General features: G+C 46.0%; 19 protein-coding genes. 17 read left to right on the top strand and 2 right to left on the bottom strand.

Features of this window, described 5'->3' with window-relative positions; all coding sequences use genetic code 11:
* Positions 1 to 258 precede the first annotated feature (258 nt).
* The 5 genes from rpmE (at position 259) to prmC (ending at position 4,390) form a co-directional block, all read left to right on the top strand.
* On the top strand, positions 259 to 471 hold the full coding sequence (rpmE, locus tag FAY30_RS25055; RefSeq protein ID WP_149872389.1) for a 50S ribosomal protein L31: 213 nt from the start codon (positions 259 to 261) through the stop codon (positions 469 to 471).
* A gap of 179 nt (positions 472 to 650) precedes the next feature.
* A complete protein-coding gene (locus tag FAY30_RS25050) occupies positions 651 to 1,247 on the top strand; it encodes a thymidine kinase (RefSeq protein ID WP_149872388.1) in 597 nt (198 codons plus the stop codon).
* 250 nt (positions 1,248 to 1,497) lie between these two features.
* Positions 1,498 to 2,013 (top strand): hypothetical protein, encoded by a 516-nt coding sequence (locus FAY30_RS25045; RefSeq protein ID WP_149872387.1) that lies wholly within the window; start codon positions 1,498 to 1,500, stop codon positions 2,011 to 2,013.
* Positions 2,014 to 2,352: 339 nt separating this feature from the next.
* Positions 2,353 to 3,426, top strand: coding sequence for a peptide chain release factor 1 (prfA, locus tag FAY30_RS25040; protein WP_149872386.1), 1,074 nt, complete (start codon positions 2,353 to 2,355; stop codon positions 3,424 to 3,426).
* Positions 3,419 to 4,390, top strand: coding sequence for a peptide chain release factor N(5)-glutamine methyltransferase (gene prmC, locus FAY30_RS25035; protein ID WP_149872385.1), 972 nt, complete (start codon positions 3,419 to 3,421; stop codon positions 4,388 to 4,390). The genes prfA and prmC overlap by 8 nt, the downstream gene beginning before the upstream one ends.
* A 33-nt stretch (positions 4,391 to 4,423) precedes the next feature.
* On the opposite strand, the gene FAY30_RS25030 is transcribed toward prmC, so the two are convergent.
* Entirely contained in the window at positions 4,424 to 4,987 is a 564-nt protein-coding gene (locus tag FAY30_RS25030; protein WP_149872384.1) for a CBO0543 family protein, read from the bottom strand.
* Between the two features lie 193 nt (positions 4,988 to 5,180).
* Between FAY30_RS25030 and spoIIR the strand changes: the two genes are divergently transcribed.
* Positions 5,181 to 6,167 (top strand): stage II sporulation protein R, encoded by a 987-nt coding sequence (gene spoIIR / locus FAY30_RS25025; protein ID WP_149872383.1) that lies wholly within the window; start codon positions 5,181 to 5,183, stop codon positions 6,165 to 6,167.
* Positions 6,168 to 6,237: 70 nt separating this feature from the next.
* Here the strand turns inward: spoIIR and FAY30_RS27720 are convergent, their stop codons facing one another.
* Positions 6,238 to 6,771, bottom strand: a complete 534-nt coding sequence (locus FAY30_RS27720) for a hypothetical protein (protein ID WP_223820848.1) — start codon at positions 6,769 to 6,771, stop codon at positions 6,238 to 6,240.
* A gap of 120 nt (positions 6,772 to 6,891) precedes the next feature.
* Between FAY30_RS27720 and FAY30_RS25015 the strand changes: the two genes are divergently transcribed.
* The 11 genes from FAY30_RS25015 to FAY30_RS28000 all read left to right on the top strand — a co-directional run bounded on the left by FAY30_RS25015 (position 6,892) and on the right by FAY30_RS28000 (position 21,739).
* Positions 6,892 to 7,338, top strand: coding sequence for a GNAT family N-acetyltransferase (locus FAY30_RS25015; protein WP_149872381.1), 447 nt, complete (start codon positions 6,892 to 6,894; stop codon positions 7,336 to 7,338).
* A gap of 184 nt (positions 7,339 to 7,522) precedes the next feature.
* Complete coding sequence (locus tag FAY30_RS25010; protein ID WP_149872380.1) at positions 7,523 to 8,566, top strand: L-threonylcarbamoyladenylate synthase; 1,044 nt, start codon at positions 7,523 to 7,525, stop codon at positions 8,564 to 8,566.
* Positions 8,567 to 8,749: 183 nt separating this feature from the next.
* Positions 8,750 to 9,307 (top strand): manganese efflux pump MntP, encoded by a 558-nt coding sequence (locus FAY30_RS25005; protein ID WP_149872868.1) that lies wholly within the window; start codon positions 8,750 to 8,752, stop codon positions 9,305 to 9,307.
* A 113-nt stretch (positions 9,308 to 9,420) separates the two neighbouring features.
* Complete coding sequence (locus FAY30_RS28005) at positions 9,421 to 10,911, top strand: C39 family peptidase (protein WP_149872379.1); 1,491 nt, start codon at positions 9,421 to 9,423, stop codon at positions 10,909 to 10,911.
* A gap of 262 nt (positions 10,912 to 11,173) precedes the next feature.
* The gene (locus FAY30_RS24995; protein WP_149872378.1) at positions 11,174 to 11,620 is read left to right on the top strand and encodes a low molecular weight protein arginine phosphatase; all 447 of its coding nucleotides are present in this window, start codon (positions 11,174 to 11,176) and stop codon (positions 11,618 to 11,620) included.
* 181 nt (positions 11,621 to 11,801) lie between these two features.
* Positions 11,802 to 12,248, top strand: a complete 447-nt coding sequence (gene rpiB / locus FAY30_RS24990) for a ribose 5-phosphate isomerase B (protein WP_149872377.1) — start codon at positions 11,802 to 11,804, stop codon at positions 12,246 to 12,248.
* A gap of 16 nt (positions 12,249 to 12,264) precedes the next feature.
* On the top strand, positions 12,265 to 12,831 hold the full coding sequence (locus FAY30_RS24985; RefSeq protein ID WP_149872376.1) for a TIGR01440 family protein: 567 nt from the start codon (positions 12,265 to 12,267) through the stop codon (positions 12,829 to 12,831).
* A gap of 280 nt (positions 12,832 to 13,111) precedes the next feature.
* Entirely contained in the window at positions 13,112 to 14,353 is a 1,242-nt protein-coding gene (glyA, locus tag FAY30_RS24980) for a serine hydroxymethyltransferase (protein WP_149872375.1), read from the top strand.
* Positions 14,354 to 14,523: 170 nt separating this feature from the next.
* Positions 14,524 to 16,407, top strand: coding sequence for an NTP transferase domain-containing protein (locus tag FAY30_RS24975; protein ID WP_149872374.1), 1,884 nt, complete (start codon positions 14,524 to 14,526; stop codon positions 16,405 to 16,407).
* 168 nt (positions 16,408 to 16,575) lie between these two features.
* The gene (gene upp / locus FAY30_RS24970; RefSeq protein WP_149872373.1) at positions 16,576 to 17,205 is read left to right on the top strand and encodes a uracil phosphoribosyltransferase; all 630 of its coding nucleotides are present in this window, start codon (positions 16,576 to 16,578) and stop codon (positions 17,203 to 17,205) included.
* A 310-nt stretch (positions 17,206 to 17,515) separates the two neighbouring features.
* Positions 17,516 to 21,739 carry a S8 family serine peptidase gene (locus tag FAY30_RS28000; RefSeq protein ID WP_149872372.1) on the top strand — a complete coding sequence of 1,408 codons (4,224 nt, stop codon included), beginning with the start codon at positions 17,516 to 17,518 and terminating at the stop codon, positions 21,737 to 21,739.
* Positions 21,740 to 21,761: the final 22 nt, after the last annotated feature.

Here is a 21,761-nt window from a genome sequence, read left to right as displayed (position 1 = left end):
TTCTCAAGGAATAAATTACCATTCTTATATGAAAAATTAGGTTCCGGACAAGCCTTGTCAGCGGGTCTGAATGGAGTTCCTTTTTCAAAAAATGGTCTTAAAAAAACTGCAGGAAACCAACAAATCCCAACTTGCAAAAACAGATTCACCTTGTTATAATTGTTGCAGTGTGCTTTAAGTATTTTCAGTGCCTGTTTTAGACAAGCACTTTTAGTTAACTCTGTTTCGAATGATTCAGGGCGGAAGGAGATGAAAAGAATGAAAGCAGGAATTCATCCAAATTATAAAACAGTTACGGTGACATGTGCATGCGGTAACACGTTTGAAACTGGTTCTGTTAAGAAAGAGATCCGTGTTGAAACTTGTTCTGAATGTCATCCATTCTATACTGGTCGTCAAAAATTTGCTGAAGCTGGCGGACGTGTTGACCGTTTCAACAAAAAATACGGCCTTAAGCAACAACAACAGTAATTGCTTAGGAACAGGCAAGAGGAACTTTGACTTGCCTGTTTTTTATTGTAAAAAATGTACTGTTGACATAGATTTTTTTGATAAATACTTACAAAATGAGGCTGCCGGTGCTCGTGCAGTTTGAATCTTACTATAAATGAGATCGTTCAAGGGTTCGTTAGAGGAAGGAGACGCCGTTTATGTATGTAATGAAGCAAAGCGGATGGGTTGAGGTTATCTGTGGCAGTATGTTTTCTGGTAAGTCGGAGGAATTGATTCGCCGCGTCAGACGAGCTCAATTTGCAAAACAAAAAATAGCTGTGTTTAAACCGAAAATTGATAATCGCTACAGTGAACAATCTGTAGTTTCTCATAATGGCTCTTCTTTTCATGCGACACCAATTTCCCATTCAATTGAGATTTTGCATCATGTTGAAGCAGATATGGATATTGTTGCGATTGATGAAGTTCAGTTTTTTGATGAAGGGGTAGTCCGTGTGGTTCAACAGCTGGCAGACCGCGGACACCGCGTCGTTTGTGCTGGTCTGGATATGGATTTCCGCGGCGAGCCGTTCGGGCAAATGCCGGCTTTGATGGCGATCGCTGAGTCGGTGACGAAGCTTCAGGCGGTTTGCACTGTGTGCGGCTCACCATCAAGCAGGACGCAGCGCCTGATTGACGGCCGTCCAGCATCCTATCACGATCCAGTTATCCTGGTTGGGGCATCCGAGGCCTACGAGCCACGCTGCCGCCACCACCACGAAGTCCCAAAAACCGCACCCGTCACCGCTCGATAGGTGTAACAAAAAGCGCCCCTTCTAATAGAGGGCGCTTTTGCTTTACCTGCCTTTTGTGGTGCCTGACACCGTTAACGATATAAACAAGGTTGTAAAGTGGTAATTGGTGCCTGACACCGTTAACAATATAAACAAGGTTGTGAAGTGGTGATTGGTGCCTGACACCGTTTGTTGACACGGTTTGCTTTGGTAAGATTTCTCTCGGTCAGCATGGCCTCCTGACGGGCATGATAGTAACAGGAGGTGCAATATGCTGAAAAAGTGGATGTTTTTCTCGTTCATCTCGTTAGTTGTTCTATCCGTAAGCGGGTGTCAAAGTAATCGTGGTGCCAATGAGGAAGCTTATGACCTAAGGAATGACCGCACAGCCCCTAATTATATGTCAAACCGCGGGGATAATCGTACTATTCCTGATAATATGACCAACCGTGATCGTGGGAAAAATGAGCAGCATCTCGTCGAAGATGATATCACCAATCAAAATCCCAACTTCCTGGATCTAAAGCACTCGGGAAGCGGCGGTGAGGCTGGTGCAGGAAATCATGGCAACGACATCAACAAGGCGAAACAAGTTATTGACGCATCAAATGAATTTACGGCAGATTCTGTTTGGATCAATGGCGACCGGATGTGGGTGTCCGTTTATAAAAAAGGGATGATGTCCGACCGCGGCAAAGTGGCGGCAGAAGCACGCCTGCATAAGAAATTAGTCAAGGCCTTGCCAAGATACAATATCGAAGTACGAGTAAAAGAAGACCGTCGTTAACATGCTCTGATTTCTAGGGCATGTTTTTTAATAGGCTGTGTTAAAGAACATTGTTGATTTTGAATACAATGTTGATTGGAGTGGAAGGCGCGAGACTCCTGCGGGAGCAGCGGGACAGGTGAGACCCCACAGGCGCTTTAGCGCCGAGGAGGCTCACCGCACGCCCCGCGGAAAGCGAAGCGCCTGGAACGGAAATCAACATTCTCTTTTTTAACGCAGCCTTTTGAGAAATGCCTCCAATATATCCCATCAAAAAATTTCCTCACAATTTGGTTTTGACGCTGGTTTTCACCTATACTATAATTAGAATGTTATGGACTAAAATTGAGGTGAATAGACTTGTTTGATCGTCTTCAATCGGTGGAGGATCGCTATGAGAAGTTGAATGAGCTTTTGAGCGACCCCGAAATTATCAATGATACAAAGAAACTTCGTGATTTTTCAAAGGAACAAGCTGATATACAAGAGACTGTACAAACGTACCGTCAATATAAAGAGGCGCGCGAGCAGCTTCAGGATGCGAAGGCAATGCTGGATGATAAGCTGGATGCCGAAATGCGCGAAATGGTGAAGGAAGAGGTTCATGAGCTGGAGGCGCAAATCGAGGAATTAGAGGCGCGGATGAAGATTCTTCTTGTGCCAAAGGATCCAAATGATGACAAAAACGTTATTTTTGAAATCCGCGGTGCTGCCGGCGGAGATGAGGCGGCGCTATTTGCCGGGACGCTTTACCGTATGTACAGCCGCTATGCGGAAGCACAGGGCTGGAAGACGGATTTGATTGATGCCAGTCCGACGGGTCTTGGCGGCTACAAGGAAATTAGTTTTATGATTAATGGTGCCGGTGCTTACTCGAAGTTGAAATTTGAGAACGGAGCGCACCGGGTGCAGCGTGTGCCGGAAACGGAATCTGGCGGGCGGATTCATACGTCGACAGCAACGGTGGTTTGTTTGCCGGAAGCGGAGGATGTGGAGGTTGAAATCCACGATAAGGATATCCGCTTTGATACGTTTGCGTCCAGCGGTGCCGGCGGGCAGTCTGTTAACACGACGATGTCGGCTGTACGGTTGACCCATATTCCAACTGGAATCGTTGTATCGATTCAGGATGAGAAGTCGCAGCATAAGAATAAGGATAAGGCGATGAAGGTATTGCGTGCGCGTGTGTATGATAAGTTCCAGCAGGAAGCGCAGGCGGAGTATGATTCGGTTCGTAAATCGGCTGTTGGTACCGGTGACCGCTCGGAGCGGATTCGGACGTACAACTTCCCTCAGAACCGGGTAACGGACCACCGGATCGGGTTAACGATTCAAAAATTGGATCAAATCATTGAGGGCAAGCTGGATGAAATCATCGATGCATTGGTGATGGATGACCAGGCTCGCAGACTGGAAGAGGCATCTAATGAGTAAAAAAGTATTCGAAGCTCTGAAATGGGCTTCTTCTTTTTTAATCGAAGCGAATCGGGACGAAAATGCCGGGGAGCTGCTGCTGCGTCATTTCACCGGGTGGTCGCGGGCACAGCTGTTTGCTGAGGCACGTGAAGAGTTACCTTTGGCGATTTGGGAGGATTTTGAGCGTGCGGTATTGGAGCACGTGAAGGGTGTGCCGGTCCAGTATATCATCGGGTCAGAGGAGTTTTATGGGCGGACATTTATCGTGAATGAAGCGGTGCTGATTCCGAGGCCGGAAACAGAAGAGCTTGTCGAAGGTGCGCTAAAACGGATGAAACGGCTGAACAAGCGTAACCTGAAAGTAGCTGACATCGGCACAGGCAGCGGCGCCATCGCCATCAGCTTGCAGCTCGAATGGGCTGAAAGTGGGGTGCCTGACACCAATACTACCGCGGAGGTAGTGAAAATGGTGACAGGCACCAATTCTACTACAGAGGCAGTGGAAAGGGTGACAGGCACCAATTCTGAATGGCCGTCGCTGACGGTTTATGCTTCTGATATTGCTGAAGAATCTTTGAAGGTGGCGAAGGAAAATGCCCGGCGCCTTCAGGCTGAGGTTGAATTTGTTCAAGGTGATTTGTTACAGCCATTTATGGGCGGCGAGTTTGATGTGGTCATCTCGAATCCGCCGTATATTCCGCTTGGTGACCAGACGACGATGTCTGAGGTTGTCACAGAGCATGAGCCGCACAGGGCCCTGTTTGCGGGTGTGGATGGCTTGGATTTTTACCGCCGTTTTATGGTCGAGCTGCCGCAGGTACTCGCGCCGCACGGGCTCGTATGTTTCGAAATTGGGGCAGGTCAGGGCGAAGCGGTAGCGGAGCTTTTTCAAAAAACATTCACAGATGTAAAAGTAGAAATTGTCAATGATATCAACGGCAGGGACCGGATGGTGTTTGCGGAAATCGGCTTCGGGGTGTAGCGTCCCGTGGCCTTTTTCCGGTTCTTAGAATATTTATGATTTAGATATAGGGCGATCGCCGCCAATCTTACTGAACCAATAAGCAACATAGAATAGAAATAAATAAATGCAAAAATCATATATGGATAACCAATTTTTTGGATCGTAAAAATGAATCATGACAAAAAATTTCATGGCCACAAAAGCAGAAAATGCCGAAAATATAGCACCTTTTATAAGTGAATTCGCTTTTGGCTTTATTTGAATTGTAAACATGATGGCCACTGGGGCTAACGAAAAATGATAAGGCAGCAATAATAGGGGGGCAATGGGCGAAAATTTCATCGGGTAACTCCATAATCCTAATGTAACCGCAATAAGATCAATGATTAGTGATAAAATAATCGTGATCAGCCCGCCAAGAAGTAGCCTTCCGGTGCTGTCCTTTTTTCTATACAGCAGCCAAATAATCCAAGGGACAATGAATAACGCAATCCCAAACCACCATTGCCATGTAAATAGAAAGTGATTTACGACTGCATCAGACATGAGCTTACTTCCTTCGATATTGAGTTGAATTCCCTCTTTTACTTGTTTAATACCCTCTGTAAATGCCATCCTTCTCATACCCCTTTTGCTGATCATGTTAAGTTTTCCTGCATATAGGTAAGTTTTTGCCATTTCTCTTCTAATTATTATTTTTTTTAATTTTTTTGGATTGTTTAGCGTTTTAGCAAAAATATTAAAATTTGCTAGTTTAAGATTTTGGCATTTTGTCCACAATGTTGATAGCGAAGGGACGGTGCTCAAGATGAGAAGCAGATTAGCAGTGTGGGGATATTTAGTGGTGTTATCATTGGGGACAATGTTGAATTTATATATGCCAAAGACGGAAGCGGCGGCGAAGGAGTCAATTGTGATTCCGGGGGAAGCGATTCGCCTTCGGATTCTTGCCAATAGTGATTTTGAAAAGGATCAAGCGATTAAACGCAAGGTGCGCGATGCAGTGAATGCGCAGATTACCCTTTGGGTACAGGATTTAACCTCGATGCAGGAAGCGAAAACAGTTATGACGACGAGGCTCCCTGAGATTCAGGCGATTGCGGAAAAAGTAGTGCGCGAACAAGGCTCGAATCAGTCAGTGAAGGTCGAGTTCGGTAAAGTACAGTTTCCAACGAAATTATATGGTCAATTTTTATACCCGGCTGGTGAGTATCAAGCGATTTTGATTACTTTGGGTAAAGGGGAAGGCGCGAACTGGTGGTGTGTGCTCTACCCGCCGTTATGTTTCCTTGATTTTTCAAATGGTGTTGCGGTAAGTGAGGGGTTTGAAGAAGAAAAGCAGGTGGCGAAGGCTGAAACGGTGAGTGGGAAAGAGGCTGTGGCGGAGTTGAAGGCAGATAAATCGGAGCCCAAGGAAGACGTGAAGCCGGCGAATGAGGGTGTGGAGCCGGTGAATAAAGACGTGAAGTCAGGGGATGAGGACGTAAAGCCGGTGAAGGGCGACGTGAAACTGTCGGAAAAAGAGGTCGAGCCAGCGAAAGAGAAAACGTTGAAGGAAGAGACAACGGCTGAGGATACGGATGGGGAAAAGGCAGAAAGCGAAGAAAACGATCATCGTAAAATCAGTAAAAACAGTCCGGTCATGGATGAACAAGCTATGCCGGCTAAAAAAAGTGAAGTGAAAAAGTCGAAGAAGAAGTCCGGCACGGATGCTCCTGTGTACACGGCCGAAGATGAAGAGCCAGTGAAAGTGAAATTCTTCGTTGTGGATATGTGGGAGAAAATCTTTCATTAAAAACCAGTTCCCGAGCGGGCTGGTTTTTCACCTTTTAAATGGACAGCTTTCTCGATTAAAAAAGTTATTGCTAGCCAATCAGCGGATACTTCACTTCAATCAGCGGATACTTCACTTCAATCAGCAGATGCACCGCTTCAATCAGCGGATACGCCGCTTCAATCAGCGGATACGCCGCTTCAATCAGCGGATACGCCGCTTCAATCAGCGGATACGCCGCTTCAATCAGCGGATACGCCGCTTCAATCAGCGGATACGCCGCTTCAATCAGCGGATGCGCCGCTTCAATCAGCGGATACTTCACTTCAATCAGCGGATGCACCGCTTCAATCAGCGGATACGCCGCTTCAATCAGCGGATACGCCGCTTCAATCAGCGGATACGCCGCTTCAATCAGCGGATACGCCGCTTCAATCAGCGGATACGCCGCTTCAATCAGCGGATACGCCGCTTCAATCAGCGGATACGCCGCTTCAATCAGCGGATACGCCGCTTCAATCAGCGGATACGCCGCTTCAATCAGCGGATGCGCCGCTTCAATCAGCGGATACTTCACTTCAATCAGCGGATGCACCGCTTCAATCAGCGGATCGCCCTCTTCCATTTTAAAATCCACGCGAAGAGGGGCTGAAAAATATTTTTAATAGATTTCAAAAGCCCCACTGTTCTATTTTTCCTATTTTCTCATAGTAATAGAGTAGAATCTTAAAAAGAGGTGGATGGAATGCAGGCGTTGATTCGCAAGGCAAATAAACAGGATTTGAGCAGTTTACGAGAGTTTCTATCAAGGGCAAACCTTGGGACAGATGGCCTAACGGACGAAACGGTTGACTACTTTCTGCTGCTAGAGAATGCAGACGGTTCGCTTCGAGGGTCGCTAGGGATGGAGGTGTTTGGGGAAAACGGGCTCCTGCGTTCACTTGTGGTCTCACCCGGACAAGCGGATAAGGAAATTGTCGTGCTGTTTGATCAAATGGTTCAATTGGCGAAAGAAAAAGGGATGAAAAGCTTGTTTTTGGCAACTAATAAAAGCGTGGCCCTGCCGTTTTTTGAATTAATGGGCTTTCAAAGGACAGGGCAGGAAGAGTTGCCCGTTGAATTTTTTGAGTCAGAACATATTCGACACGTTTTAAATGTGGATAACTCGTTATTTTTAAAATTTTCTATCTAATTGTGGATATATCCACAAAGTTATCCACTTTTTCAAAGAAGTTATGCACAATTTGTGGATAAAACTTGTTTTTATCCCCACCTTCTTTTATACTTTCAAACGTATTAGCTGAAAAATATGGGCCTTTCCGTCTAATTTCGCCAAATTTCGATAAAAGGCCCATCGTAGATAAAGGTGGATAACTATGAACACAAAGGTTTGGAAAGTGGATAAATATGTGGATAATCTTGAAAATAATCCACAAGTTGTGGATGCAGCGGATTTTTTACGAAAAAATGAAGTGGTGGCCTTGCCGACAGAGACGGTTTACGGACTTGGCGGCAATGCGGAAAGTGACGAAGCGGTTGCGAAAATTTTTTCGGCAAAGGGGCGGCCTGGAGATAATCCGTTAATTATTCACATCGCGGAACGGAAGCAGCTTGCTAGATTTACAGCCGAGGTTCCTGCGAAGGCCGAAACGCTGATGAACGCATTTTGGCCTGGCCCGCTGACGATTATTTTTAAAAGAAAAGAGGGCGTTCTGTCGGAAAAAGCCACAGCTGGACTCGATACGGTTGCGGTGCGCATGCCGGACCATCCGCTGGCGCTGGCGCTGTTGAAGGTCTGCGGACTGCCGATTGCTGCGCCAAGTGCCAACAGCTCGGGCAAACCAAGCCCAACGAACGCCGCGCATGTATTGGATGATTTAAACGGAAAAATTGCCGGTGTGCTTGACGGTGGCGCAACGGGGGTCGGCGTCGAATCAACCGTTGTGGATTGCACGGAGGCAGTGCCGGTGATTTTAAGGCCGGGCGGGGTGACAAAGGAGCAGCTTGAAGCCGTAATCGGAGAGGTTCGCGTCGATGCCGCTTTGTCGGACGAAGCCGCCCGGCCAAAGGCTCCGGGAATGAAATATCGTCACTACGCGCCGAATGCCCCGCTTTTTATGGTGTCAGGGACTGCGGAATTTCTTCAAAGTCTGGTAGCTGAAAAGCGTTCGGCCGGACTCCGGGTCGGGGTACTAACGACGGAGGAGAATGTATCCGGGTATGATGCGGATCTAGTACTTGCCTGCGGAAGGCGTGCGGAGCTTGAAACGGTTGCTGCCGCGCTTTACGATACGCTTCGCAGATTCAACCAAGAAAACGTCGACATCATCTTTAGCGAAACCTTCCCCGCTGACGGCGTAGGCTACGCCATCATGAACCGCCTGCAAAAAGCAGCCGGACACAAACTCATTACAGAATAACCACTGGTGCCTGACACCGTTTATCCCCTATCTACTTTAGATAGATGGTTAACGGTGTCAGGCACCATTTTTAATCTTTCTAGTGTCGTTAGGTGGTTTATGGTGTCAGGCACCGCTTGTGACTTCTAAATTGGTTTGGACGTGCATATGCTTAGGTTAGTTAGTCCAAGGGGGCGGAGGTTGATTTCGGGGATGGTTGGTGAAGTGGTTACACTTGTAATTATGGCATTTGCTCTGGGGATGGATGCATTCTCGGTCGGGCTTGGAATGGGGATGTACAACCTGAGGCTGAAGAAAATTTTCCATATTGGCCTTACGATTGGTTTATTCCACGTTTGGATGCCGCTCGTTGGTTTAATTGCGGGTAAGTTTTTATCGGAGAAATTTGGTGCATTTGCCACCTTTATCGGCGGTTTACTTCTGATTGTATTGGGGATCCAAATGGTATGGTCGACGCTAAAAAAGGGCGACGAAAAAGTCATTACACCCGTTGGCTTCGGCTTATTGTTATTTGCTTTAAGCGTGAGCCTCGATAGCTTTTCCGTGGGCTTAACCCTAGGCATATACGGAGCAAAAACCATAATGGTGCTTTTATGCTTTGGAATCGTGGCCACCGTGCAAACATGGGCCGGGCTGCTGCTTGGAAGAAAGGTGCAAGGCTGGCTTGGGACCTACAGCGAGGCACTAGGCGGCGCGATTTTACTTGGCTTTGGCTTGAAGCTGCTGGCACCATTTTGGTAAGAGGAGTCTGAATCTTTCAAAAACTATTCCTAAATATGGTAGAATAGAACTGGTAATATTTGATAATACCAATCTATGAAAATCGTAAAAAGTATTTAGGGGAGGGAAACCAGGTGCAGTGGAAAGTACCGACGATGCTATTTATCTTTTTAATCGCAATCTCTCAAGCTATTTTTCCAAAACTGGCATTAGCTGATGAAACCGGCGCTTCTGTGACGGCGAATGATCAAGTCCAAATTCAGTTGGTGGAAAAGGTTACCAATCAAACGACAGTCATCAAAGGGATTACATTCCCGAATGCAAGTGTCGTGGTGGAAAACAAAATAGGCGCCCTTCTCAGTTCAACACAAGCCGATGCGGAAGGCAGATTTGAGGCGGAGATTGCCAAGCAGCCTGCAAACACCATCCTGAAAATAACGGCAGATGATGGGGCAGGAAATACATATGCAATAGAGGTAACCGTTGCCGTAACAGGCTGGGTTTGGGATAATGGCCGTTGGTTTTACTATGGACAAAATGGCGACATGCAAACAGGCTGGATCACCGATAACGGCAGCCGCTATTTTCTTGATCAAACAGGAGCAATGCAGACAGGCTGGCTCTTTTATCAAGGCAAGTGGTATTTTTTAAAAAATAGCGGGGCGATGCAGACGGGTTGGGTTTGGTCCGGCGGCAAATGGTATTATCTTCAGCAGAATGGCGTCATGGCCACTGGTTGGGCGCTGGATGGAGGCAAGTGGTATTATCTTGATGGTTCAGGCGCGATGCAGACCGGGTGGGTGAAAAGCTCGAATCGCTGGTATTACTTAAACGGCAGCGGGGCGATGCAGACGGGCTGGATTTGGTCTGGAGGTAAATGGTATTTCCTGAATCAGAACGGGGATATGGCCACCGGCTGGGTACTTGACCGGGGAAATTGGTACTACTTGAATGCTGACGGTTCCATGAAAACCGGCTGGATGAAGAGCGGCTGGGATTGGTACTACCTTGGCGGTAGCGGGGCTGTTTCAGCAGTAGAACTGGATGCACCGCATATCGCGCAAATGCCGGAGCTGCCGCGCGGCTGTGAAGTGACGTCGCTTGCGATGCTGCTGCAGGATGCCGGTGTGAAGGCTAATAAAATGACGTTGGCTTCTCAGGTGCGGAGAGACCCGACACCTTATTCAAATACAAATGGACAAATTTACTTCGGCAATCCGTATACGGGCTTTGTTGGCGATATGTATTCCTTTAGCCGCCCGGGGCTCGGCGTTTATCACGGTCCGATTGCGGAACTGGGGGAAAAGTACTTGCCGAATCGGATGGTGGATTTGACCGGCTCGAACTTTGAAGAGATTTACAAACATTTAAATAACGGAAAACCGGTATGGGTGATTGTCACTTCATGGTATGATACCGTGCCATCACAGTATTGGCAGACATGGAACACTCCGACTGGGAAAATTTCCATTACGTATAAAGAACACAGTGTCCTGATCACTGGCTATGACAGCCAATATATTTACTTTAACGATCCACTGTCCACCAAAAACCGCAAAGTAGCCATCAGCGCCTTCAAACGCGGCTGGGAACAAATGGGTAAACAAGCGATCACCTATCGCTAAATGGTAAACCGTGCCCTTGTAGATGGTACTTTTGTAGACGGTGCCTGACACCATTATTCCTATCGAGGAGTGGTTAACGGTGTCAGGCACCAATACTCCTATCGCTGTGTGGTTAACGGTGTCAGGCACCAAGTTTTTGCTTTCTATCGACTTGTTCGGGGGGAGGCTTTTTTTTGAATGTGGGAGATCTCTGTAGTATAGTGAAGGTTATCATCAGGGCTTGCACCTGTTAATTCGGAAGTAAGGGAAAGGGGGCATACAAGTGCCGCGCGTTTTGTTTGTTTGTACAGGAAATACGTGTAGGAGTCCAATGGCTGAGGCAATTTTGAAAAATAAGCACCTCGACGGAATCGAAGTAAAATCGGCTGGGATTTATGCTGCAGCCGGCAATGAGGCATCGCAGCATGCGAAACAGGTGCTAGAGCGTAACAAGCTTTCACACAACCATCGTTCGAGCCTGTTAACGGATGTTGAGGTCGAATGGGCTGATCTGATTTTAACGATGACTGCCTCCCATAAGTTCGCGATTCAGCAGCAATTCCCACAGGCAGTCGTGAAGGTTTATACGTTAAAGGAATACGGCAGCGGTGATGAAACGTTCAATCCTGATGTCGTCGATCCATACGGCGGGAGTCTTGGGATGTATGAGGCCACATACCGCGAATTAAATGAATTAATTGAGAAGGCAATTGAAAAACTAAAATCGTAGGAAGAGATCTAATGCGGAAGGTCCTTCAAACATTGAGGTAAAACGGCAAAAAAATAAATCTTTGAACGATCCAAGCTCTCTTCAAAAAGGGAGCATTTCTTTTGCTTTAAAGCTTTAAAACTTTTTGCCAATGTGTCAAAATGAAAGCAGAATTTACTGAACAGATTAGGAGGATTTTAGAATGAAAGTTGCATTAGCTTCAGACCATGGCGGTATCAATATTCGCAAAGTTATCGCTGAATTATTAGATGAATTACAGATTGAATATGTGGATTTCGGTTGTGATTGCGAAACATCCGTGGATTTTCCGGATTACGCACTGCCGGTTGCTGAAAAGGTAGCAAGCGGTGAGTTTGATCGCGGCATTTTGGTTTGTGGAACGGGAATCGGCATGAGTATTGCCGCTAACAAAGTGAAAGGCATCCGCTGTGCTCTTGTCCATGATACATTTAGTGCCAAAGCAACGCGTGCGCACAATGATTCAAATATGCTTGCACTGGGCGAGCGTGTCATCGGACCTGGGCTGGCTCGTGATATCGCAGAAATTTGGCTAAAAGGGGAATTTGAAGGCGGACGACATGCCGGCCGTGTTGGAAAAGTAACGGAGTACGAGAATAAGCATCTTTGAAAGAAGGGCAAAGCTTATGATTCAAGACTGGAAAAATGAACTTGAGGCAATTTTATCAGACTTTCAAGAGCAGGCAGCGTTGAAGCCGGGGCAGCTGCTGGTCGTCGGCTGCAGTACAAGCGAGGTTATGGGTGAACGAATCGGAACCTCTGGCACTCTTGAGGTAGCCGAAATGATTTTCCGCCAATTGAAAAAACTACAAGCAGAAACAGGCATCCATTTGGCCTTCCAATGCTGTGAGCACTTAAACAGGGCATTGGTTGTCGAACGCTCCGTCGCTGTACAGCGCGGTTTTGATGAAGTTTCTGTCGTGCCTGTCCGCAAAGCGGGCGGAGCCATGGCAACCTTCGCTTTCGCGAATATGGACGATGCCGTCGTAGTAGAGTTCGTGAAGGCGGACGCGGGAATTGATATCGGCCACACCTTAATCGGCATGCACTTGAAGCATGTCGCTGTGCCGGTCCGCGTCAAGCAAAAAACCGTCGGCCATGCCTATGTCACCTTAGCAAAAGTACGGCCCAAACTAATCGGCGGCGCCAGAGCCATCTACGAAAAAGACACCGAGAATCTCAGCTGCACATAGTGGAAAGGGTGTCAGGCACCATTACTCCTATCTGAGGGTTGCAAAGGGTGTCAGGCACCATTTCAAGGTGAGAGTTGGCTTTGGGTTATATACGAACATTATGACCAACAAATAGATTATTGTTCGTAAATCAATGGCCATTAACCGATTGGCAAACCGATTTTTATTGTTTGTTCTGGAAAATACGAAAAACGATACCTTTTCTATCTGTTTCGTGCTAAAATGAAAAGGGAATTTTCTAAAATCTTGCTTTTTCATACATAAAAAGGGGGAAGGAATTATGAAGCATTTGTCTCAAGCGGACGAGCTCGTTTTTAAAGCGATTCAGAAAGAATTAGGTCGTCAGCGCTCGAAAATCGAATTGATTGCCTCAGAGAACTTTGTCAGTGAAGCAGTAATGGAAGCACAAGGATCTGTGTTAACCAATAAATATGCAGAAGGCTATCCAGGACGCCGTTATTATGGCGGCTGTGAATATGTCGATATCGTTGAAGACCTCGCTCGCGACCGTGCGAAGGAAATTTTCGGTGCGGAATATGTGAACGTGCAGCCGCATTCAGGGGCACAAGCAAATATGGCTGTCTACTTCACCATCCTTGAGCAAGGCGATACCGTTCTCGGTATGAACCTCTCCCATGGCGGCCATTTAACACACGGCAGCCCAGTCAACTTCAGCGGTATTCAATATAACTTTGTTGAATATGGTGTCGATGAAACGACCCACCGCATTAATTATGAAGATGTTCGCGAAAAAGCACTCACACACAAGCCGAAGTTAATCGTTGCAGGTGCCAGCGCCTACCCGCGTGAAATTGATTTTGCGAAATTCCGCGAAATTGCAGATGAAGTCGGTGCCTACTTTATGGTCGATATGGCACACATCGCTGGACTTGTTGCGGCTGGACTGCATCCAAATCCAGTACCATATGCACATTTTGTCACAACAACAACACATAAAACATTGCGCGGTCCTCGCGGCGGGATGATCCTGTGTAAAGAGGAATTCGGCAAGAAAATTGATAAATCGATCTTCCCTGGTATTCAAGGCGGTCCATTAATGCACGTGATTGCTGCAAAAGCAGTTGCCTTTGGTGAAGCATTGCAGGATGACTTTAAAGTATATGCCGGGCATATTATTGACAATGCCAAGCGCCTTGCAGAAGGTTTGCAAAAAGAAGGACTTAAGCTTGTTTCCGGCGGAACGGACAACCACTTATTGCTTGTGGATGTAACGCCGCTTGGCCTTACAGGAAAAGTGGCTGAGAAGGTACTTGATGAAGTCGGCATTACGGTTAATAAAAATACGATTCCATACGAAACACTAAGCCCGTTTGTCACTAGCGGTGTCCGGATCGGAACGGCAGCTGTTACAAGCCGCGGCTTCGGTTTGGAAGATATGGACGAAATCGCATCCATCATCGCTTTCACATTGAAGAATCACGAAGACGAAGCGAAACTTGAAGAAGCCCGTGGACGCGTTGAAGCATTAACAAGCAAATTTACACTATATCCAGAATATTAATTCAAGCAAATCGACCTCCTGTCCAACATGGGGTCGATTTTTTTTGAAAAAGATGAAGTGTGGTGCGCCCCCTGAGCATTATTTTTAAAAAATTCCCACTATACAGAATGGTGGCGATATGGTACGATTCGACTGTTCAATAATTGAACGGTGAGGAGCTGCGGCGAATTATGGATCGATTTCAATTAATAGAGGTATTGACACAAAATCCAACCATCTCCCAAAGATCTTTGGCGGAAATTAGTCATCTTTCCGTGGGAAAAGTAAATTACACCCTCAATCAACTAGCAGATGAAAATATGATTATCATAAAAAAAGAAGGAAGAACCTATCATTATGAAGTAACCGAAAAGGGCAGGGAATTCTTAAAAGAGGAACTGGACCAACTTCATGAATCAAAAGTAATTCTTCATAACCATGAAAGAAAAGTAGTGAAGCAGGCTGTTATTCTCGCAGCTGGGGCAAAAACGGAATTTGATACTCCCGTTTGTTTGCTGCCAATCAAGGACACGACCCTTTTGGAAAGAACCATCAGCATCCTTGAAAACAATGGGATTGAAAAAATAATCATCGTTACCGGCTATAAAAAAGAGGCATTTGACGAGATGAAGTCTCTCAAGGAAAACAAGACCATTCATTTTGTAGAAAATCCTAAATACCTTTGGACCGGAAGCATGGCTTCTCTTGCGGCCGCGTCGCAACTAATCACCGATGATTTTATTCTGGTAGAGGATGATATTCTCGTAGAGGAAAGAGCGATCACTGAGTTGCTGAACCATGAGAACCGCGACTGCCTGCTGATAACAAAAGAAAGCGGCTCAGGCGATGAAGCCTTAATTGAACTTCAAAACAATTATATTTATAAAATCTCCAAGGATATTCATCAACTCAATCGAATTGACGGAGAAATGACAGGTATCACGAAATTTTCTTACGATATGTATAAGGAAATGCTGCAATTATTTGCGAAAAATAAAAACCCGTATGTAAATTACGAATATGTCCTCCTCGATGTATCCAGGATTATCAATGTTGGTTTTTATAAAATTCCTGACTTAGTGTGGGCGGAAATTGATAGCTATGAGCATCACTTTAAAGTAGTCGATAGGTTCTACCCGATGCTGATGAGGAAAGAAGCGGACTTTAAGGAACGTGAATTAAAGCAGGTAATCGCAACCGCCTTGGAGATACCGATCGATGAGATTACATCGATTGAAGCACTTGGCGGCCTGACGAACCGCAACTTTAAAGTCACTATCGGCAGTCAAGAATTCGCTGCAAGGATCCCGGGGAAAGGCACGGAACATTACATCAATCGTCACGATGAAAAAATCAACTCGGAAATCACCAGCCGGCTTGGGATTAATCCGGAGGTCATTTATTTTAATGAACATACCGGCCTGAAGATTGTTCGATTTATCCCGGATGCCGAAACGCTGAATTCGAAGACGGGGACAAGGGAAGATAATCTAATCCAGGTTGCCGGAATATTTAACCGTCTCCATACATCTGGTGAAACCTTCAATGCCAGGTTTAATGTGTTTGAAAAAATTACTGAATATGAAACGATTTTAGCGGATTTAAACGGGGAAGTGTTTGATGGCCACGAGGCTGTAAAACAGCAGGTTCTTGAGCTTGAGTCCTACTACAAATCGTTAAACGTACCGCTCGTTCCTTGCCATAATGATCCGCTGGCTGAAAACTTCGTCAAAAGCGGTGAAGAGAAAATGTTCCTGATTGACTGGGAATTTTCCGGCATGAACGACCCGCTATGGGATGTCGCCGCCTATATTATTGAGGCCGAATTGTCGCCGGAAGAGGAAAAGCTGTTCTTACTGCAGTACTTCAACGGAATGGTGACGCGTGAGAACCTGCAGCAGTTGTTACTAAATAAGATCTTCCTTGATTTCCTCTGGACGATCTGGGCGCTGATGAAGGAAACAGGCGGAGAAGATTTTGGCTCCTATGCGTACAATCGCTTCACTCGGGCCCAAGCCAATTTACAGGAATACGACAGACAGTATAAGAGGCATGAGGAACTTGGAAAAATTTAGTGTTAAAGGCGTTAAGCTGATTGGTCCCGTTCGGGCCGCATAAATGAAACTTGCCGGCATGGTCGGCAAGTTTTTTATATCTTGGCTGGGCCGTGAGTTGCTCTATGGCTATTTTTTCTGTAAAATGAGACGAATGCATGATAAATTTTAAAAAAAGGGGCGATTATTGTGGCAAAAGTATACGTCTTCGACCATCCACTAATCCAACACAAGCTGACTTACATACGTGATATAAATACGGGAACGAAGGAGTTCCGCGAGCTCGTTGACGAAGTGGCAACATTGATGGCGTTTGAAATCACAAGGGATATGCCGCTTGAAGATATCGAGATTGAAACACCGGTATGCAAGACAAAATCGAAGGTGTTGTCAGGGAAGAAAATTGGCTTGGTACCAATTTTACGGGCAGGGATCGGCATGGTTGATGGAGTGTTGAAGCTCATGCCGGCGGCGAAGGTAGGCCACGTCGGCTTATACCGTGACCCGGAAACCTTAAAGCCGGTGGAATACTATGTGAAGCTTCCAACGGATGTGGAGGAGCGCGATTTTATCGTGGTCGATCCGATGCTGGCAACAGGCGGTTCCGCGATTGATGCGATTCATGCCTTGAAAAGGCGCGGCGCGAAGCATATCAAATTCATGTGCTTGATTGCCGCACCAGAGGGCGTTGAAGCAGTAAAGGCCGAGCATCCGGATGTCGATATTTACATCGCTGCCTTGGATGAGAAATTGAATGACCATGGCTACATCGTACCGGGCCTAGGCGATGCCGGCGACCGGTTATTTGGAACGAAATAGGACCTTGTTGGGTGAGGCAGCCGGCAGGTTGGAAAAAAATCAGTTTTTGAAAAAGTCGAGTAGAACCCTACTCGGCTTTTTTGTTTGCCTAAAAATATAATAATATTCAGTTTGTCGAATAAGGGAAAGACTTCCTTTTAATGCCAATGGAATTCCTGAGTCGTATGTGTCGAAAAATATTTTTCTGATAATTGAAAAACTATATTGACCAAATGAATTTGTAAAGTTATTATATATTTTACCTATTTTGATTTTTTTGAAAATTTATGGAAATCAAAATTTGCTAGATAAATAGGAGGGGGAAACAAAAGTGAAGAAAAAGAGACAGAAAAAGACGGCTACATATGCGCTGGCGTCTGCATTAGTCCTATCCAATCTTGGATTCGCAGGGGCAGTTTCAGCAGAAGGCAGCACACCGCAAAATGATTTCGAAGCAAAGGTAAAACAGCTTCAAGACTTGGCTGGCAAGGATTTAAAGGAGATTGACTCCAAGGATATTAAAGCAACAGCGAACCTAAAGGCATCTGACAAGGTCCGTGTCATCGTGGAACTGGATGGACAAACTCCGGTTGAATATGCAACCGAGCAAGGGAAACTGTACAAAGAATTATCTGATAGCAAGAAGAGCTCGCTGGCAGCAACTCTAGTAAAACAGCAAACAAGCGTAAAAGAAAAGATTTCCGCCAATGGCGTGAAACTAGCATATAAAAAGAACTTCACCACTGCCTTTAACGGCTTCAGCGGTGATGTTGAGTATGGCCAGATCGCAAAAATTGAAGCAGTTTCAGGCGTAAAAAATGTCTATATTGCAAACGAATACAATCGTCCGGAAGAAACACCTGATATGAAGACAAGTCACAACTTCATTCAATCCCAGAAATCATGGGGCGATGCCCACCTTAAAGGTGAAGGCATGGTTGTTGCAGTGATCGATACGGGTGTTGACCCATCGCACCGCGACTTCAAGATCACGGATGCTTCAAAGGATTCATTAACGAAAGATAAAGTGAACAAAGCTGTAAGTGAAGCAGGGTTGAAAGGTAAATTTTTCACAGATAAAGTTCCTTATGGCTACAACTACTATGATGAAAACAGCACGATTCTTGACCTTGGACCAGGCGCTTCGATGCACGGTATGCACGTTGCCGGTACAGTAGCGGCGAACGGTGATGAGGCAAAAGGCGGAATTAAAGGGGTAGCTCCTGAAGCACAGGTGCTGGGCATGAAGGTATTCAGTAATGATCCAAACTATGCTTCCACTTCTTCCGATGTATACTTGGCGGCCATTGATGACTCCATCAAGCTTGGTGCAGATGTATTAAACATGAGCTTGGGCTCAACGGCTTCCTTCTATGATGAAAAAAGTGCTGAAGACTTAGCGATTACCCGTGCTGTGGAAAACGGCATTGTCTGCGCTGTTTCTGCCGGTAACTCCGGACATATCGCATACGGCTATGGAGCAAATCCAAATCCATATGCAAGCAACCCGGATATCGGGGTAGTTGGCGCCCCTGGATTAAATGCGGATACGATTCAAGTGGCTGCAGCTGGTAACGAAAGCTATCTGTATCAGCACGGCATCACAGTGGATGGTGCGGAAGGGTTCACTGCCACTGGATTTGGTATTGATGATTGGATGGAGCTGGCAAAATCGCAAACATTGGAGCTTGTGAGCCTCGGCGGCAAGCTTGGGGCACCGGCTGACTATGCGGGCCTTGATGTAAAAGGCAAGGTCGTTGTTATGCCGCGCGGGGAATTAGCGTTTGCTGATAAAACAAAGAACGCAGCAGCAGCAGGTGCAGCCGGCATCATCGTCTATAACAGTGACAATCCTGTATTCTACGAAAACCAAGGCGGCTGGCAAATTCCGTTCATGAAGATTCAACGCGCGCAAGGGTTAGCGCTTGAAGAAGCAATCAAAGCTGGTCATACGACACTTCACGTGGCCCAAACGAAGAAAACAGATGATCCTGAAATGGGCCGGATGACTGACTTCACTTCTTGGGGTGTGACGCCATCCTTAGATTTCAAACCGGAAATCACAGCTCCGGGTGGAAAAATTTATTCAACAGTAAATAACGATCAATACGAAGTCATGAGCGGTACATCAATGGCAGCTCCGCACGTAGCAGGCGGTTCCGCACTTGTACAGCAGTACTTGAAAAAGGATGACCGTTTCAAAGGCTTAACAGCCGGTGAGCGTACACATCTTGCGAAGCTTCTTTTAATGAATACGTCGAGCAAAATTGTTGATTTGAATGGCCAGCCATTCTCTCCACGCCGTCAAGGTGCAGGGATGATGCAGACGTTCAATGCGGTTTCCACACCTGTTTTAGTAGTGGATAAGGTATCAAACGAAGGCAAAGTGGCGTTAAAAGATTTCCAAAGCAAGCAATTTACCATGAACTTTACGGCTAAAAATATTTCAACGAAAGAAGTAACGTATACAGTAAATACAGACGTGTTAACAGACACCATTCAGCAAAAGACTGGCAAACCGGATACGAACGCGTTAATTGCCGGTAATATGGAAGGTGCAGTCATCGATGCGCCGAAAACACTGAAAGTGCCTGCGGGACAAGCTGTTGATTTTTCAGTAAAAGTTGATTTGACAAATGCGAAAATTCCTGGTCTCGACAATGCTGGCAAAAAGATTGCCCTTGACCTGAAGGAAGATATTTTCGTTGAAGGGTTCGTTACACTTACCGACGTGAACAACAAGGTAGAGCCAACGTTAAATATTCCGTATGTTGGATTCTACGGCAAATGGGATCGTCCAAGCATCCTGGATGGCTTTAAGGATTTAGGCGAAACGAAGTTCTACAACCATGGCCTGAACGAAATGCTGTTTACCAGAGGGGCATCAATCTACACACAAGCACCGGTTCCTGGAAAGGGATACTATGCGGTTTCGCCAAATGGCGATGGTCTGTATGATAATGCGTTCCCGCTGCCAACATTCTTGCGAAATGCAGCAGAAGCTCAATTTAACGTTCTTGATAAGGACGGAAAGCTGCTTCGCCGTGTGGCATTGGAAAAGGATGTACGGAAGAGTTACTTCAATTCCGGCAATTCCGGTTCTAGTACGTATTCATTAAAATCTACCCGTGCATGGGACGGTACGGTTAATTCTAAGAAGGTTGAAGACGGCTTGTACTACTACGAAATTAAATCTGTCGCAGATTACAAAGGTGCCGAATATCAATCGAAGAAAATTCCGGTATACGTGGATACAACGGCTCCAAAAGTGAAGGCAGCCTATGATAATGCCACTTCTACTGTCAGCTGGACAACAGAAGAAAATGGTGTAGGCGTAAGCAATTATGCGATCTATGTCGATGGGAAATTAGTAACCGATAAAGTGGCAGCTAATGCAACAAGCTATAAATTTGACACGGCGCTGGCTGCAAAAACATCTGTTGAAGTATTTGCGGTTGATTACGCTTCGAACGTGGGCGGTTCTAAAACGGCGGCTGGCGACAACGAGCTTCCACTTGTGTACATGAGCGCTCCATCTGCCAATGCAACATACAGAAGTCTTGAGGTACCGGTTTCAGGCTATGCAACCGATGACCTTGGCGTGGACAAAGTTCAAGTAAATGGCAAAGATGTTGCTCTTACGTATGATGAAGCGAAAAAGCAATACAAATTCTCGACAACTGTTAAGTTTGAACAAGACGGCAAGTACAAAATTCCAATTTCGGTAACAGACGTTGCTGGGAAGGAATTCAGTATTTCAAGAATTGTTTATGTCGACACAACAGCAGGTGAAATCGTTGTCGATGCGCCTGAAAAAGTGGGCTACGATGTGGATACGGCAAAAGTTAAATTAACATTGAAGGATAACTTTAACTATTTATCCTTATCCGTTAATGGCGAGCCAGTGTTCCTGCAGCCATACACAAGCCCAGTGGACATCATGACACCGGCAAATACTCCATATGAGTTTGATGTTGCCTTAAAGCATGGTGAAAACAAGGTAAGCGTAAGTCTTTCTGACTTTGGCGGCAATGTAACGAAGAAGGATATTGTGATTGTCCGTTCGGAAACAAAGGATCCGGATCCAGTTGATCCAACTCCAGATCCAGTGGATCCAACACCGGCTCCAGTCGTGAAAAATGGATGGAAATGGGAAAACAACACATGGTTCTACTATGTAAAAGATGTGAAAAAGACCGGCTGGCTTCTTGACGGCACGAAATGGTATTACCTGAATAAAGACGGTTCGATGAAGACTGGCTGGGTGCTTGATGCCGGCAAATGGTACTACTTGAATAAAAGCGGTGCAATGCAAACCGGCTGGGTGCTTGATAGTGGTAAATGGTACTTCCTGAACACTAGCGGTGCGATGCAAACGGGCTGGGTGAAGACTGGCGGCGAATGGTACCACTTAAGCAATAGCGGTGCGATGGATACCGGCTGGAAACTCATCGGCGGCAAATGGTATTACCTGAATCCAACATCTGGTAAAATGGCGTACAGCACAATTGTTGACGGCTATAAATTAGGTAAGGATGGAGCATGGATTAAATAATATGGTTGATGGCGGGCGGCCC

It is taken from the genome of Bacillus sp. S3 (genome assembly GCF_005154805.1).
Classification (GTDB): domain Bacteria; phylum Bacillota; class Bacilli; order Bacillales; family Cytobacillaceae; genus Neobacillus.
The sequence above is the reverse complement of the archived record's forward strand: the minus strand, read 5'-3'. Positions and strand labels throughout refer to the sequence as shown.